The sequence below is a fragment of the Psychrobacter glacincola genome, assembly GCF_904846215.1.
GTDB classification, from domain to species: Bacteria; Pseudomonadota; Gammaproteobacteria; order Pseudomonadales; family Moraxellaceae; genus Psychrobacter; species Psychrobacter glacincola.
The window spans coordinates 35,791-53,470 of record NZ_CAJGZK010000017.1 but is presented as its reverse complement, the minus strand read 5'-3'; the positions used below and the strand labels follow the sequence as shown (position 1 = coordinate 53,470).

Annotated in this window: 11 protein-coding genes; 6 read left to right on the top strand and 5 right to left on the bottom strand. The window is 44.1% G+C overall.

What is annotated here, in order from left to right; translation table 11 throughout:
• The 4 genes from glmM to cysS form a co-directional block, all read right to left on the bottom strand.
• On the bottom strand, positions 1-1,368 hold the full coding sequence (glmM, locus tag JMW90_RS10140) for a phosphoglucosamine mutase (RefSeq protein WP_201563798.1): 1,368 nt from the start codon (positions 1,366-1,368) through the stop codon (positions 1-3).
• 250 nt (positions 1,369-1,618) lie between these two features.
• A complete protein-coding gene (gene guaB / locus JMW90_RS10135) occupies positions 1,619-3,091 on the bottom strand; it encodes an IMP dehydrogenase (protein ID WP_201563796.1) in 1,473 nt (490 codons plus the stop codon).
• 402 nt (positions 3,092-3,493) lie between these two features.
• Complete coding sequence (locus tag JMW90_RS10130) at positions 3,494-5,440, bottom strand: mechanosensitive ion channel family protein (RefSeq protein ID WP_201563794.1); 1,947 nt, start codon at positions 5,438-5,440, stop codon at positions 3,494-3,496.
• Between the two features lie 123 nt (positions 5,441-5,563).
• Positions 5,564-7,030, bottom strand: coding sequence for a cysteine--tRNA ligase (gene cysS, locus JMW90_RS10125; RefSeq protein WP_201563792.1), 1,467 nt, complete (start codon positions 7,028-7,030; stop codon positions 5,564-5,566).
• A 267-nt stretch (positions 7,031-7,297) separates the two neighbouring features.
• On the opposite strand from cysS, the gene JMW90_RS10120 reads away from it, so the two are divergent.
• Positions 7,298-7,942 carry a cob(I)yrinic acid a,c-diamide adenosyltransferase gene (locus JMW90_RS10120; protein ID WP_201563790.1) on the top strand — a complete coding sequence of 215 codons (645 nt, stop codon included), beginning with the start codon at positions 7,298-7,300 and terminating at the stop codon, positions 7,940-7,942.
• 115 nt (positions 7,943-8,057) lie between these two features.
• Here the strand turns inward: JMW90_RS10120 and JMW90_RS10115 are convergent, their stop codons facing one another.
• Positions 8,058-9,035 carry a hypothetical protein gene (locus JMW90_RS10115; RefSeq protein ID WP_201563788.1) on the bottom strand — a complete coding sequence of 326 codons (978 nt, stop codon included), beginning with the start codon at positions 9,033-9,035 and terminating at the stop codon, positions 8,058-8,060.
• A 397-nt stretch (positions 9,036-9,432) separates the two neighbouring features.
• On the opposite strand from JMW90_RS10115, the gene JMW90_RS10110 reads away from it, so the two are divergent.
• From JMW90_RS10110 to JMW90_RS10090, 5 genes are all read left to right on the top strand, one after another.
• The gene (locus JMW90_RS10110) at positions 9,433-10,161 is read left to right on the top strand and encodes a glycerophosphodiester phosphodiesterase (protein ID WP_201563786.1); all 729 of its coding nucleotides are present in this window, start codon (positions 9,433-9,435) and stop codon (positions 10,159-10,161) included.
• A 449-nt stretch (positions 10,162-10,610) separates the two neighbouring features.
• Positions 10,611-11,789 carry an acyl-CoA desaturase gene (locus tag JMW90_RS10105; protein WP_201563842.1) on the top strand — a complete coding sequence of 393 codons (1,179 nt, stop codon included), beginning with the start codon at positions 10,611-10,613 and terminating at the stop codon, positions 11,787-11,789.
• A 409-nt stretch (positions 11,790-12,198) separates the two neighbouring features.
• The gene (locus JMW90_RS10100; protein ID WP_201563784.1) at positions 12,199-13,665 is read left to right on the top strand and encodes a protein adenylyltransferase SelO; all 1,467 of its coding nucleotides are present in this window, start codon (positions 12,199-12,201) and stop codon (positions 13,663-13,665) included.
• A 320-nt stretch (positions 13,666-13,985) separates the two neighbouring features.
• Complete coding sequence (locus JMW90_RS10095) at positions 13,986-16,304, top strand: NADP-dependent malic enzyme (protein WP_201563782.1); 2,319 nt, start codon at positions 13,986-13,988, stop codon at positions 16,302-16,304.
• Positions 16,305-16,462: 158 nt separating this feature from the next.
• Positions 16,463-17,650: a tRNA nucleotidyltransferase/poly(A) polymerase-related protein gene (locus JMW90_RS10090; protein WP_201563780.1), complete on the top strand. Its 1,188-nt coding sequence runs from the start codon at positions 16,463-16,465 to the stop codon at positions 17,648-17,650.
• Positions 17,651-17,680: the final 30 nt, after the last annotated feature.

The following is a 17,680-nucleotide window of genomic DNA, read 5'->3' as shown; positions in this document are numbered from 1 at the left end:
TTAGCCCAATACAGCTTTGATTTTATCTGCCAAATCATTCGCCATTACATCACACTCTATCTCATCATCTGACTCAACCATGACTCGAATCATTGGCTCTGTGCCGGATTGGCGAATAAGCAAGCGACCGCGACCTTCTAAAGTAGCACGAGCTTTATCAAAAGCAACCACTAGCTCTTCATGCTCAAAAGGATCTTGCATTTGGGACAAGCGCACATTGACCAGTTTTTGTGGTAATACCTCAAAGCCTTCGGTTAAATCGCTAAGCGCTTTGCCTCTTGCTTGCATGACTGCAAGTATCTGCAAACTTGCGATAATGGCATCGCCGGTTCGGCTTTTATCCAAGCATAAAATGTGACCTGATGGCTCACCGCCCAATATCCAACCGTTTGCCTCAAGCTCTTGCATCACATAACGATCGCCTACTTTTGCACGCGTAAACTCAATGTTAGCCGCTTTTAGCGCAAGCTCTAAACCCATATTGCTCATTAGGGTGCCAACGACACCTGCCGCCTTTGTCTGACCTTGAGTAGCTAGCACATACAAGATACCATCACCGTCAACCAAATTACCGGCTTCATCAACCATCACGATACGGTCACCATCACCATCTAGAGCTATACCTACATCGGCTTCGTACTTAAGAACGGCTTCTTGTAGACCTTTAGGATGGGTCGAGCCGCAGTCCTCATTGATATTGACGCCGTCAGGCTTATTGTTAATAGCGATGACATTGGCACCTAGCTCACGCATAACTCGAGGCGCCACGCTATAACCGGCGCCATTGGCACAGTCGACAACCACAGTCAGATGATCTAAATCATATTGATAAGGAAAACTGCCTTTACAGAATTCAATATAGCGACCTTTTGCATCATCGATACGATTGTTTTTACCCAATTGCGCCGGATCAAGGATAGGCATGAGGGCATCATTATTACCATCAGCCGCCATGATAGCGTTCAATTTATCATTAATGGCGTTTTGCATCGCATCAGTTAATTTTTTGCCGTCGCCTGAGAAAAACTTAATGCCATTATCATAGTATGGATTGTGTGAGGCAGAAATGACTACGCCTGCATCCGCATTAAAGCTACGCGTTAAATGCGCGATAGCAGGTGTTGGCAAGGGTCCTAACATATGGACATCGACGCCAGCGGCATTAAAGCCTGCTTGTAATGCGCCTTCAATCACATAGCCTGACAACCGCGTGTCTTTACCAATCACGACGCTTGGCTTACGCGCCGTATTTTGATTGTTTTCTATTAGGACAAGTCCTGTGACATAGCCGAGCTTTAAGATAAAATCTGGCGTAATTGGCAGCTCACCAAATTTACCGCGGATACCATCAGTGCCAAAGTAGCTCATTATTATTGTTCCTTAAATCTAAAAGTAAAAGACCAGACGCGGACGTAGGCTAAGTAGTTTCAATTATTCACTGTCATCGATGGTTTTGATAAGACAAGCAGTTATCAATTATTATTAGAATAATCTATGATTGTATTTTACAAAAAAAACAGCCAACAATAACGGGGCATTGTTGGCTGTTTGTATCTTGACGTCACTTGATACTGTACGGTTGCGAGTTATAGCATCCTACAGTAGCAAAAAAATGCTCTTAGTCGACTCGATAGTTAGGCGCTTCTTTGGTAATCTGCACATCATGAACATGTGATTCTTTCATGCCAGCTGACGTGACTTTGATAAACTGAGGCTTGGTACGCATCTCTTCAATGGTTGCACAGCCGGTATAACCCATAGATGAGCGCAAGCCACCAACCAATTGGTTGACAATACCAGCGACTGGACCTTTATACGGCACACGGCCTTCGATACCTTCTGGTACCAATTTTTCCACACCGTCTTTGGCGTCTTGGAAGTAGCGATCTGATGAGCCGTTTTGACCTGACATCGCACCCAAGCTACCCATACCGCGGTAAGCTTTATAGTAGCGACCTTGGAACAGCTCAACTTCACCTGGTGCTTCTTCTGTACCTGCCATCAATGAACCAATCATGATACATGACGCACCAGCGGCAATGGCTTTTGCCATATCGCCTGAGTAGCGAATACCGCCATCAGCAATCAATGGAAGGCTGTCTTGCAAAGCATTTGCGACATTATCAATCGCAGATATTTGCGGTACGCCAACACCTGCGATAATACGTGTGGTACAGATGGATCCTGGACCGATACCGACTTTTACCGCATCTGCGCCAGCATCACGTAACGCTTTAGCGGCGTCACCTGTTGCGATGTTGCCGCCGATAACTTGCACATGAGGGAAGTTCTTTTTAATCCAAGATACTTTATCAATTACCCCTCTTGAGTGACCATGCGCCGTATCAACAACGATGATGTCGACGTCAGCGGCAATCAATGCTTCAACGCGTGCTTGAGTATCAGCGCCCGTACCAACTGCTGCGCCAACACGCAGGCGACCTTGCTCATCTTTACAAGCATTTGGGTTATTTTCAGCTTTGGTAAAGTCATTAACGGTAATCAGACCACGCAGACGAAAGTCGTCATTAATAACGATTACTTTTTCGATACGGTGTTCATGTAGCAGTCTTTTGATGTTTTCATTGCTCTCACCTTCTTTGACGGTGACGAGCTGCTCTTTTGGCGTCATGATATGGCTGACAGGCAATGATAGATTGGTTTCAAAGCGCCAGTCACGATGAGTGACGATACCAACTACTTTGTCAGTGCCCTTCTCAACCACTGGCACACCTGAGATATTATTGTCTTGGGTCAGTCTTAATAACTCGCCGATGGTCATCTCTGGATGCACAGTAATAGGATCAACCACCGTACCAGCTTCAAATTTTTTGACACGGCGCACTTGCATCGCCTGCTTATCGATATCCATACTCTTATGCAAGATACCTAAACCACCAAGCTGTGCCATGGTAATGGCCATCTCAGACTCAGTAACCGTATCCATAGCAGCAGAGATTAGGGGTAGATTCAGCGTAATACTTTTTGTTAGGCGGGTCGTTAGATTAGCAGCTTTTGGTAGAATTTCAGAATAAGCTGGCAATAATAAAACATCATCAAAGGTTAAGGCTTCATCGACAATTCGCAACATACAGACCCCTAGTAGTGGTTATTTTGATGGGTGGGCAATACAGCATCAAGACAATCAACGATTGTTTTATCATAACCATCAGGCTATCAAAACCTAGTAGAGAATAATAAAACCGTGGGGAACAAATACTAACTACAAACATTCGCTCGGCACATCATCAATTTATCATTGCTAACTAAATTATTGGCTCAGTAGACTCTCTAATACAGCGCCTTTACCTGTCCCAAAATCTAACTATACAATGCCTAACAGCTGAATTATCCCTTAAAAATAACGCCATATTATAACAAATAATACAAGCATTCGCATAACATATTTGTCAGCTTATTTCCTTGATGCTGACATCGCATCCTAAGAATAAAAGCGTTACGCCATTTCGCTATTATTAGCTGTCATGAGCTGTCATGAGCTGTCACCGACTTTGACGATCAAACGCTCAGCCGGTAGATAGGCTTTTTGTTTCTCATATAAATAGCCTAGCATCTGCTCACGCACTGCACATTCAAGCATCCATGCATCAATAGGACTATTAGCAGCTTGGCTACAACGAAGCTTAATCGTTGTTTCTGATACAGACACCGTAAACATTTCAGGCTCTGTTTCACCATCCCACAACGCATTTTCTTTTACCAATTCAATATATTTCTGCCGAATGGCGTCGATATCAGCGCCATAATCAACATATAAGTAAATCACGGTTATTTGATGCGATTCGGTATGCGACCAGTTTTCCACAATTTCAGTAACAAAATGCCGCATAGGTACGATTAATCGGCGTTCATCCCATGTCTTTAGTACTGCATAGGTATAACCCAAATCCTCAATCGTACTCCACTCGCCTTCCATCATCACGGTATCGCCGATACGTACAGGCTGGGTAATCGCAACCTGCATTCCTGCGATGATATTACCTAAGATAGGCTGTGCGGCAATACCAAGGACCGCACCTGCAATCCCTGCTGAGGTTAGTAATGTCTTGCCAAGCCCATCGATATTGGTAAATTCGCTCAAGCCAATCCAAATCCCGCCCAGAATCATGACAAAGATAAAGACGCGGCGAAAGATGGACATATAAGTGCGGCGGCTGCGACTTTTATCAAAATTCTCCTCGCTTAGATTTTCGATTTGCAAGTCTTTATAACGGTTGGCAAAAAAGTTAATTACTCGGATACCAAGCCACATTGCACTAAATACCAGTGCTACCCAGATAATGGGGCGGGTTGAAGAAGCCAAAGCATCCAGATAAGGAAAGCCGCCCGAAACCAAGCTGTAGACCGATGAGAAACTGAGAGTAAAGGTCAAAGGTACTGTCAGCTTATTGACCAAATCCTCCACACCGTTGTGATGAAGTGTACCAAGACGATTGCCTTCTTTATCCATGACATACCAATTGAGGAGCTTGCCAGCGGCGGTACTTAATAGCCAGCCAATGCCCATGGTAAAGGAGAAGAATATCAATAACGCCAAAAATTCCCAGATAGCAATATTAAAAATCTTTAGCTTGGTCCAACTCGGCAAATAGCGTTCAAACTTTGCTGGATGATATTGCTCATAAAGCTTATCGATATTTGCCACCGTCTGCGCTGAAAAGACCCAAAAAGGCGCACCATCGCCGATACGTACACGCTCTAGATGCAGGGGTACTCGGCGCTCTCGATAATCAATATAACCCAGCTGAATCGAACGTCTAGGAACACCTTGAATGCTACTCGTACTGCCAAGCGGCGGTTCAATCAAGCCATCAGGACGATCGGGCAACTTGTCAAACACATATAGATGTTTTTCGACCAATAAAAAGTCGAGCTGTTTGACCAGATCCATTGCTTGACTCGACTGCGACTCATCATCAATCAGATTCATATTTAGTGCATAAGCGGCCAAATCATATTGCTGCTTCATGACTGCCGATTGGAAAAACTCTAATGTGGCAAGGGGTGTCGACAAATTCGGCGGCTCAGATAAGGGCGGCAAGCCTGCATTTAGCTTATCTAAGGTATAATAGCTTTCATTATAATCACCAGTGAGACCAGAATCTCCTTGTAGCACACCAGCTTGCTGCACTGCCTTTTTTTCTAGTGGGCTAATCACCTCTGCTGCAACGGCTGAGACAGTGACGCCTTCTTCTTTTAACGTATCGATTTTTTGCGCGGCATACTCCACCAAATTCTCTGGTTTTGTCGTAATCGCCGCTTCACTATTTTGCCTATCTACTTCCTTAATATCGCTTGCTGCATAAGCAGGGATGCACGTAATATTTAATAGGATAAATAAGGTGCCCACTATAAATAGCAACCGTGATAAAAACTGGGTTTGAGAGTGAGACCTGAGAAATTCGGAAGGAGTTTGCATACAAAAAACTTTTATTATAGGGATGCTATTAAGCTAATGCAGAAGACCAAAAAAAGCCAGCAGATAGCTGGCTTAATTTATTACCGTTTGTGAGTAAACAAAAGCAAAAAACGAATGCTTACATTAAGCACGGCGCCAAGTGGTGCCAGCACGACTGTCTTCAAGCTCAATGCCAGCATCTTTTAACTGTACACGTATCTCGTCAGCACGGGCAAAATCTTTATTGGTTTTGGCATCAGTACGCTCAACAATGAAACTATCAATAGCCTCATCTGTTAAACCGTCTTCAGCCGCTGCACCGATAACCGCTTGCAGAAACTGCTGAACAGGCTGCTGTAAAATATTGAGTGTTTGCGCCAAGGCTTTTAAGTGCTGCGCTAACTGCCATGCGGTTTCCACATCTTCTACTTTGCTGGCTTTGTTGATATCACGCGCCAAGCCGAACAGCACACTGATAGCCGTTGAGCTATTAAAGTCATCATTCATGGCTTTGATAAAGTCTTGTCCTGCCGCACTGGCATAGGCATTATTTATTAGCTCATCACTGATAATAAGTGCTTCACCTTTTTGTTGTTCAGCAACTTTTAGAGCTTGATACAACCTGCTTAGGCTATTATGCGCTTCATCCAATGCGCTATCAGAGAAGTTGACTTGGCTACGATAATGACTCGACAATAAGAAAAAACGTACCGTTTCCGGCAGGTATTTTGCCATTACATCACGAATGGTAAAAAAGTTATCCAATGATTTGGACATTTTTTCGCCATCAACATTGATAAAACCCACGTGCATCCAGTTACGCGCGTACTCACAGCCAGTAGCCGCTTCAGATTGGGCAATCTCGTTTTCATGATGTGGGAACTGCAAATCATGACCGCCGCCATGAATATCGAAAGTATTACCAAGGCATTTGGTCGACATCGCTGAGCACTCAATATGCCAGCCTGGACGTCCTTGACCCCAAGCTGATGCCCATTGCGGTTCGTCAGGCTTCGCCGCTTTCCATAACACAAAATCAAATGGGTTGCGCTTGTCGTTTTCGACTTCAACCCGTGAGCCTGCCTGCATATCATCAAGGTTACGCTTAGACAATTTGCCATAATCTGCAAAGCTATCGACCGCATAGTAGACGTCGCCATTATCGCCCGCGTAGGCATAGTCATTACGAACCAGTGTCTCAATCATCTGCTGCATCTCATCGATATGATCGGTCGCACGCGGTTCTGCATCAGGGGACAAGCAGCCAAGAGCGGTCGCATCTTCATGCATGGCGGTAATAAAACGCTGAGTCAATGCGCCAATCTTTTCGCCATTTTCGGCAGCACGAGCGATAATTTTGTCATCGATATCTGTAATATTACGCACATAATTTACGTCATAGCCCACTTGTGCTAGCCAGCGCACTGCCATATCAAAACCAACCATCACCCGTGCATGACCGATATGACAATAATCATAGACCGTCATCCCGCACACATAGATGCCAACTTTGCCCGTGGCAAGCGGTTTGAATGATTGCTTGCGTCCAGTAAGTGAGTCATAAATGACGAGCTGAGACATCGCGTCTGCAAGAGGTGTGGTCATAGTCATAAAGCCTTTAAATGAAAAGTATAAGAGAAAAACAAGTCTAACAATAATGCCCGTTTAGTAAATACAGACACGCTCATAGAAGCAAATAATGCCTAAATGCGCTGTAAACAGAAAACCGATATAAAACTTAACCCATTATCTTAGCGAAAATGCTCGTAAAATACTACAATGAGCGCGCAAGTAACTTTTTTTAAGCACGTAAGAGACATGCTTTAAACAAATGAGATTCCTCAATAATTAAAAATAATGACCGTTAAGGATGTAGAGATGGGCAATCGTTTAAGCAAAATTTATACGCGTACTGGCGACGATGGTAGTACTGGCATGGCAGATGGCAGCCGTGTTAGCAAGGCGGACAGCGTATTTAGTGTGATGGGTGATATCGATGAGCTAAACTCGCACATTGGTTTGGTACGTGCCCAGCTTACTCAAGCGTTAAGTGCGGAGACCCATATTTCAAGGAACTGCCAACAGCTACCTGAACGCTTGCAAACAAAGCAAGAAGTCGACTTTGCCCAAGCTTTGGTGATTATTCAACACTTATTATTCAATATCGGTGGTGAGCTTGCTATGCCGGAATATGAAGGCGTCAATGCGACTCATATTGAGTGGCTTGAGCAGCAAATCGATGCGATGAATACGACGCTGCCACCGCTTAAGGACTTTATCTTACCGACAGGCTCACTATTGGTCAGCCAATTACACGTGGCACGTACTGTTTGTCGCCGCGCTGAGCGCCAAGCGGTGTTACTAAAACAAGCGCAGCCACAAGCCATTCGTCCGACAGCAGTGAGCTTTATCAATCGTTTATCTGATTGGTTGTTTGTCGCGGCACGCTTCTGCACAGATCCTAAACAGGTCTCTGAAGTCCTATGGGACAGTCAGGTATTACAAAAATTTGCTGATAGTTGAGCCATTTAACAAACCATAAAAAACGCCCGCAATAGACATATTGCAGGCGTTTTTTTATTGAAATGTTGACTTGAAATACTGAAACGATGCTTATCGATGTTTATTAGCAATAAGATTAATAAGTTGCTTCTTTGTCTTCAATAATCACCATATCGATGCTTTCGTCTTTAGGCGTTGCTTTCGGTGCTTCTGGAGCAGCAGGTGTAGGCGCTGCGGTACTAGGTATGGTGGTGCTAGGTGTGGTATTACTAGGCGCTGACGGAGTGCTGCTTGGCGTCTTTGTACTTTGACTGCTATTTTGATTGCTTTGGTTAAGCACTGGCGGCTTAGCAGGTTGTGCTGGGCGCACAGGCGTTGCTGCTCGTGGCTGACTGACAGTATTATTGTTCTGTGCTGGTTCACGGCGGCGTTCAGGTTGCTGAGTGGTACGTTGGGCGCGCTGCTCTTCCATTGCTGACTGGAGCGTTGAGCTGGCGACCACTTCTGATACCACTGTCAGTAATGCAGGCTGTCCTGCGATACGTGTGCGAACTTGACCAGCTTGCGTACCAACGACATAGGTGAAAGCGTCATCAATAAGCATGTTGTTATTGATACGGATATTGTCATTGGCTAAGCGCGATTGCAAACTTGGCTGATTGTTTGCTGATTGCACTTGGCTGGCTTGATATAAGTCTTCACTTGGCAAAGTCATACTGACGCTTGCCTGACAGGTTGTCAGACCATTTTCATTGGTCGCTTGCAATACGGCGGCATTTTGTATATCGATGACGATACCGTTTGCTTTAGTAGAGACCACACCACTTCCTAAGCCAATCTCTGCATCGTTGGCATAACTGAGCGCTAAAGTTTGCGCTTGCTGATTGAGCGTATTTTTTAGAGCAGATTTGAGGCGGTCTTGTACCATAGGATCATCACAGCTCACCGCCGTGGCAGTAGCGTTTTCACTAACCTCTGCTTCTTGTTCGGTCACTTCCACTGTTTCAGCATCGTCTTTTTCTGAGCGATCACAACCAGCAAGCGCTAAACCACATACCATGCCGATACCAGCAACTTTATACCACTTGCTCACACTTTTATTTGCTACGCTCATATCTCTTTTGCTCCAATTCACTGATTCGTACCGTCGCTCACGGACAGTATTTGACATTTAAACTATAAAACTCAAATCTAACCGAAACAGGCACTGTGATAGATTTGAAAACCCCATTATTATACGGTGTTTGCAGGAGATGGTCATCCATGTAGCCTACTGATATACAAATAACGCCCAACATTGTGTCCGAAATCTGGCTTTGGTTGCAAAAAAACTACAAATATATATTTGCTTGAACAAATATTAAGATGATGATAAAAACTTTTATCAGCCCAAAATTTTTTATAGATATTTTATTCAATGCGCTTTGATACGTGATAGCGTTGGATGCAGTTGATAACAGACGATATAATATGCCAATTGTAATGCTTAAAATATGTGATGGTTACTGGTTATGATAGAGCTTAAGAACACCTTGCTACTCGGCCATCGCGGCGCGCGTGGTGAAGCATTAGAAAACACCTTATCAGGCTTTGAGTATGCGCAAAATTTGCAACTCTGTGGCTTGGCAGGCGTAGAGTTTGATGTGCAGCTTAGCCGAGATGGACAGCTCATGATCTTTCATGATGACACGCTTGAACGCATGTGCGCGCAGCAATCACGTCTAGATCAGCTAAATGTGAGCGAAATACAGCGTCAGCGACAGTTTGGTCAGCCAATCGTTACGTTGCCTGATATTGCCTCTGCCCTAAATACTTATACTTATATTGAGCTTGAGGTTAAAACCCATAGCCGCACTGATTATGCCAAGCTCGTAAAAGCCTTGATGCGCGACCTGATTGATAGCCCACTTGCCAGCCTACCGATTGTGCTAACCAGCTTTGATGTTGAGCTGCATGCCCATTTACAAAGCAGTATTTTCATGAGGCATATACCACGTGGGCTGCTTATTCGAGAGCCTAAACTACTGAAACAGGCTCCCAATACTGCCTTACAGCTTGGTTGTAGGCAATTAGGTATCTACTATCCGCTTTTGAATCATAAAGTCATACAGTCTTGTCATCGCTATGACTTACCTGTAAGTGCATGGACGGTCAATGATATTGAGACCATTAAGCAGCTTATAGACTGGCAAGTTGATGTGATTATTACCGATTATCCAAGCTATTTACTACTGCCTTAGCGCACTACTCCTGTTTCTAGACTCGCTTTTGTGATCTACATATTTATTGTTTTACTTACATTTTTACCTTATAGCTGATAAGTCACGCCTTATTTGCCATAACACCTACTATAATTCATACAAGTTATTGTTATTTAGCAATATTTTTATAGTGTATAAGTGTTCACTTTACTAAGTTTTTAAGGTAATATAGACGCTTAAATTAATACCGTTAGGGATATTATATGATTGCAAAAAAAGCACTTAGCTTACCGCTTAAAGGCTTACGTTTCGCTCTCAAATCTGGTGACACACTTGTCAAAACTGCCAGCACTCAAGTCACACGTTTTAAAACACGTTTTGATGAGAATAAAGCAAAAAACTCACTTGATGAGATGCCTGTTGCCAAACGCAACTATGCAAGCGCCTCTGAGCACACTGAACTGCCTACCGATGTAGACAGTATCGATATGCGGGAGTTTGAGTTCACCAAAGCACCGATTAACTGGATTCCAGCGACTATTCTGGTAGCTACGCCTATTGCTGCGGCTATCATTACGCCATGGTATCTGTTTACTCATCAAGTCAGCGCACCGGTTTGGGGCGTATTTGGTGCGTTTATGGTTTGGACAGGCATCAGTATTACTGCTGGTTATCACCGTTTATTGTCGCATCGTGCTTATAAAGCGCATCCAATCGTCAAAAACTTTTTATTGCTAGGTTCTACCTTTGCGGTACAAGGTTCAGCGTTTGATTGGGTTTCTGGTCATCGTACGCATCATCGTCATGTCGATGATCGCTTAGAAGACCCGTACTCAGCGAAACGTGGCTTTTTCTTTAGTCATATGGGCTGGATGCTACGCAATTATCCTAGCGGTAAATTTGACTATAAAAATATCCCTGATTTGACCAAAGATAGAACGCTACAAATTCAGCATAAATATTACGGTTTATGGGTTGCTGCATTGAACATCGGTGCAGTCGCTGCGATCGGCTGGTTATTGGGTGACGTTTGGGGTACTTTGGTCATCGTCGGTTTGCTACGTTTGGTACTGACGCATCACTTTACCTTCTTTATCAATTCGCTATGTCATATGTTTGGGTCGCGTCCTTATACCGACACCAACACTGCCCGTGATAACTTCTTCTTGGCTCTATTTACGTGGGGTGAGGGTTATCATAACTATCATCACTTCTTCCAGTACGATTATCGTAATGGCGTAAAATGGTGGCAGTATGATCCAACCAAATGGTTAATCGTTGGCTTATCGAAGCTTGGCTTAACCAGTGAGCTACGTACCGTTGATGACACCACCATCAAACATGCTGAAGTACAAATGCAATTTAAAGCGGCGCAGCAGCAGATTGATACGGCAACATCAAGTGGCATTGATATTCCTCATGCAATGAAAAGCTTCCAAGATCGTATTAAGTTTGAATATGATGCCTTTACGCAAACGGTTGAAGAATGGCAAGCATTAAAAGCAAAAACCATTGAGCTGAAAAAGACCGAATTTGCAGATCGCTTACATATAGTTGAGGATGAGTTGAAGCAAGATTACGCCAAGATTGAACAAAAAATACTGGCGCATAACAGCAACCTGAAAACAGCGTTTCGCTCTATCGGTGAAAGCCCAAAAGCAGCTTAAGACTGAACGGTTACTTAATCATTTAGCATTCCTATTGTGACGTTTCTCCTTCCCTCTATCTATAATAGATAGGGGGATTTTTTTGTGCGGTATGACATATCATGACTATTGAAAAATATAGTCAAAATACTCTAAAAACGCTACGCTACTGCTGGCACAAATTTTTTGCAGCCTCTGTCTGCATGGGCACAGCAAGCAAGAAAAATTGATACCAGCAGTACATCATGTGTCGATATTACTTTTCACTGACTATAGTGATATATAACTAACCATGTAATAAATAACCCTGATTTACAAGAGAGGGACAGAGTGCAATGCTGCCATATCAAGGCTATGTTATAGTGCGTTTATTCTATTCATATCTTAAATATCCTCTCCTAGCTTTTATCTCTCAATTGGAACGGCTCTTATGCGCTATCAGAATACTTATGTCAAATTAGACACGCGTCTTTATCACAAACAATTGCCAAACCCATTAGACAATCCTCGTATCGGTCATTTTAATAATCAAGTTGCTGAGCAGCTTGGCTGGACGGAAGATGTGGATTTGATGGCACGTTGGGTTGATATACTCGGTGGACAGTACGTGCCAGCTGAATTTCAGCCTTTATCGATGGCGTATGCCGGTCATCAGTTTGGGCAATGGGCGGGGCAATTGGGCGATGGGCGCGGCTTACTGATGGCGCAAGTGCTTGATAAAAACAACCAATTACAAGACTTGCATCTAAAGGGTGCAGGCTTGACGCCCTACTCGCGTATGGGCGATGGACGTGCGGTATTACGCAGTACCATTCGTGAGTATTTATGTGGTCATGCGTTGACTCAGCTTGGCATCGCCTCCTCTAACGCCTTGGGTTTTGTGGTATCAGATACCAAAGTGCGCCGCGAGCGAATAGAAGCAGGAGCGGCCTTAATGCGAGTCGCTGACAGTCATATTCGCTTAGGTCATGTTGAGTGGATTGCCAGCTTTGCGCCTGATTTGCTGGGCGAATTTACCGATTATATGATTGACACTTACTACCCTGAGTGCCGTGATAGTGACACGCCAGTCTTAGCATTTTTGCAGGCGGTGGTTGAGCGTACAGCACGCATGATAGCCGACTGGCAGCTGATTGGTTTTGCGCATGGCGTTATGAATACGGATAACCTGTCTATTACTGGCAGTACCTTGGATTTTGGTCCATTTGGTTTTATGGAGCGCTTTAACCCTGCTTGGATCAATAATCACTCTGACCACAGCGGACGCTATGCCTATCAAAACCAACCTGCTATTGGTCATTGGAATCTAAATATTTGGCTACCACACTTTATGCGTCTAGATGGTGTGACGCGCGAAACGTTAGCAGATTGCCTCGCGCCTTATGAGGCGACCTTTATGCAGCATTATCAGCAAGGGCTGTGTCGTAAGCTTGGATTACCGCATCAGCGTGAGAGCCTAGGCTTGGCGTTCGAATGGTTAACGTTATTAGAGGACAATTTACTCGACTATACCAATAGTTTCCGAGCATTATTAGCATTAATCGCACCGGACCAACATTCTTATGAGCAGCAGTTGCTTGCAACCATGACGGACGAGCTGAACCCTGAAGCACAGCAAGTCTGGCAAGCGTGGTCAATGCGTTATTTGGCACAAATACAGCAGGTATCGATTACTCAAGCGATTGAAGAGATGCAAACCAGTAATCCAATTTATGTATTGCGTAACAGTATGGCTCAGCGCGTTATTGTTGCCGCAGAGCAAGGACAGTTTGAAGAATTGAATCGAGTATTTGATCTGCTTGCTAAGCCCTATACGCGACAGGATAGCGCCATTGACCTTGATACCTTGCCGCCTGCGCCTTATGCACCGCAAATGCCGATCAGCTGCTCTTCTTGATAGATATTTTTCTGTAATATTTTGAAATATTTTACATTTAGGGTTGATATTTGGGTCAGTTTTTTGGCATTATCAACTGGCTAAATAATGAATATCAATTTATTATATTGTTTGTATAGTTCACGGCGCTTAGCTAGGCAAGTAATTGGCAATAATGTAGAATACCTATTTTGCACTATTGTTGTTTTTTTGCTGATGTCTAAAAGACGCGTATCACCCCATAACACTCAATGTACACTCATTAATCATATTCAATGATTTTTGAGAATTAGGCATTAGTTTTTATCACCATTTAATTTATCCTAACCATGGCAATTATTATGAATGACGATATCACTTTGAATACGGACACCCCTAGTACGGAGAAAGAGCAGTTTGAACAAGCTGCCTTACATTACCATGAGTTCCCCCGCCCCGGTAAAATCTCAGTCACCCCTATCAAGCAATTGGCAAACCAACGTGATCTGGCGCTCGCCTATTCACCAGGTGTGGCAGTACCTTGTCTTGAGATTCAAAGAGATCCGTCTCTTGCGGCAAAATATACCGCACGTAGTAACTTAGTTGGTGTTATCACTAACGGTACTGCTGTGCTAGGGTTGGGAAATATCGGTCCATTGGCATCAAAGCCTGTCATGGAAGGCAAAGGGGTTCTATTTAAAAAGTTCGCTGGTATCGACGTTTTTGACATTGAAATTGCACAAAACGATCCGGACAAATTTATTGAGGCAGTTGCCTCTTTAGAGCCTACGTTTGGTGGGATTAATTTAGAAGACATCAAAGCACCAGAGTGTTTCAAAATCGAGCGCGAATTGCGTAAGCGTATGAACATTCCAGTATTCCATGATGACCAACATGGTACGTCAATCATTGTTGCAGCGGCGATGCTCAATGCATTAATCATCACGAACAAAAAAATTGAAGATATTAAAGTCATCTGTTCTGGTGCCGGTGCTGCAGCGATTTCTTGCTTGGATATCATTTGCGCCCTTGGTGTCAATAAAAACAATATCTACGTATCAGACTCACGTGGCATTATCTCTACTACCCGTGAAAACCTTGATGAAACCAAACAGCGCTATGCTCGTGAAACCACTGCCACGACTATTGAAGAGCTGATGGATGATGTTGATATGTTCTTAGGCTTATCTATGCCTGGCACATTGACAGAAGACATGGTTCGCCGTATGGCAAAAGACCCTATTATCTTTGCACTTGCTAACCCAACACCTGAGATCATGCCAGAGATTGCCCATGCCGTTCGTCCGGACGTCATCATGGCAACCGGTCGCTCTGATTATCCGAACCAAGTTAACAACGCTTTATGTTTCCCTTATATCTTCCGCGGTGCATTAGATGTGGGCGCAACGACGGTTAATGAAGAGATGAAAATTGCATGCGTACGCGCCATTGCTGCTATGGCACATATGGAAGCGACGCCAATGAGCAACATCAAAAATGTTGAAAGCACGCCAAGCTTTGGTCGTGATTACCTGATCCCAGGACCACTTGAGCCAAACCTAATCATTGAAATCGCCTCTGCAGTCGCAAAAGCGGCAATGGATTCAGGCGTTGCAACGCTGCCTATCGCTGACATGAAAGCCTATCGTCAACGTTTATCTGAGTTTGTCTATAACTCAGCGTTTGTGATGAAGCCTATCTTTGCTCGCGCAAAAGACGATCCTAAGCGCATCGTTTATTGTGAAGGCGAAGACAGCAACGTATTGTTAGCGGTACAAGTGGTCGTCGATGAACAATTGGCGTATCCAATCTTGGTCGGTCGCCCTTCAGTGATTGAAAACAACATCGCCAAGCTAGCACTACGCCTAAAAGATGGCGAAAACATCACTATTGTCAATATTGATGATGATCCGCGCTATAACGATTACTGGAAAGGTTACTACGAGAAAAATAAACGTACTGGCGTCAGTATCGAGCTTGCTCGCCGTGATGTGCGCCGCAAGACTTCTTTAATTGGTGCTCTTTTGGTTGAAAATGGCGATGCTGATGGCATGATTTGTGGTACATTCGGTCATTATCAACTGCATTTAAAATACGTTAGCAGAGTGATTGATAAAAAAGAAGGTATTAATGATTTTTATGCGATGAATGCCGTACTCATGCAAGATCGTAATATCTTTATTGCTGATACGTATATCCATGAAGATCCAACTGCTGAGCAATTGGCTGAAATGACTGTATTGGCAGCCGAGCAATTGCGCCGCTTTAGTATCACTCCGCGTGTGGCGTTGGTGTCACATTCAAACTTTGGCACCTCTGATCGTGCCAGCGCCGTCAAAATGCGTAAAGTACATCAACTACTGACCGAGATGAATGTTGATTTTGAGTTCGACGGTGAGATGCAAGGCGACGCCGCACTTGATGAGCATATCCGTGCCAATGATTTGCCATCAAGCAATCTTAAAGGGTCAGCGAACCTACTCATCTTGCCAACGTTAGATGCTTCAAACATTGCCTTTAACTTGCTTAAGACAGCAACGGGTAGCGCGTCTATTGGTCCTATTTTATTAGGTGGTAGCAAACCTGTACATATCCTGACGCCATCAGCGACAGCGCGCCGTGTGGTCAATATGACGGCGCTTGCGGTGACTGAAGCTCAAGACTTAGAAAGCGAGCAGTAGTAGTCGATTACGCTCTGTAAAGTGCGCAATTAAGACGGTCTCTAGCGTTTTTTATAGGGACCATCTGCTATACTAAAACCCGCCAATACTCTTAGCATTGGCGGGGTTTTTTTTGGCAAAAATTTAGGTCAATTGGTAGTAAATATAAAGAGAATATTATGCAAGTGTATCTCGTCGGCGGTGCAGTACGTGATCAACTATTAGGACGCCCTATTAAAGATAAAGACTTTGTCGTCGTTGGGGCAACAGTTAATGAGATGCTTGACGCCGGCTTTCAGCAAGTAGGCGCAGATTTTCCTGTATTTTTGCATCCAGTGAGCCGCGAGGAATATGCGCTAGCACGAACTGAGCGCAAGCAAGGTCTGGGCTATCAGGGCTTTAGCGTCCATGCCAGTCCTGATGTCAGCTTAAAAGACGATCTACAACGTCGCGACTTGACGGTCAATGCCATGGCTATCGAGGTTACCAGCCTAACTGACGATACGCCAATAAACGATGGTGTGATTGATTATTATGGCGGACTGAACGACATACAGCACAAGACTTTGCGCCATGTCTCAAGCGCCTTTAGCGAAGACCCTTTACGAGTGCTGAGAACGGCGCGCTTTTATAGCCACTACTATGATTTGGGTTTTACCATCGCTGATGATACGCTAGCCCTGATGCGTAAATTGGTTGCTTCAGGAGAGCTTGCCCATTTAAGTAGTGAGCGTATTTGGCAAGAGTCAAGCCGCGCGACGCTTCAACTCTCCCCTCAAGTGTACTGGCAGCAGCTATTTGATATCGGCGCCCTTACAGAGTACCTTGCGCCACTACATCAGGCTTGGAATAATACTCAGATACGAGAGACCGTACAAACAGCGCTCTATTTTTCCGGTCAAATGCAATTGAATCTATCACAGCGTTGGGCGCTATTAATGGCTAGCCTTAAGCCATCGTTATTTCAGACCAAGCCTAGTGATTTAGGAATTCCTGATACGACAGTGTCTATCAAGAGTATTAATGACATCGGCAATATGGCTAAAGCACCAAAAGCACAAACCCAGTTTGCCAGTTTATTCGTACAACAAGCTGAAAAATTAAGCGCTATAACTCATCTTAGTGCTGCTGATAAAATAGATCTTATTCAAGCTTGTAGCGCCCATAAAGAGCCCGAAAAACTCTCGCAGCTCTTGGTCACAAGCCAAGTATTGCAGTTAGCTCTACAGCACCGTCAGATGATGTTAGCATTAAATAGCTTTCACAGTATTGGTATGAATGATATTGCTCAAAGTCTCAAAGGTCCAGCCATTGGTAAAGCCTTGCGTCAATGCAGAATTGAGCATTTACAAACGCAAACGGCCTGACAAAAAAAGATTAAACACGCTTTAAAATTT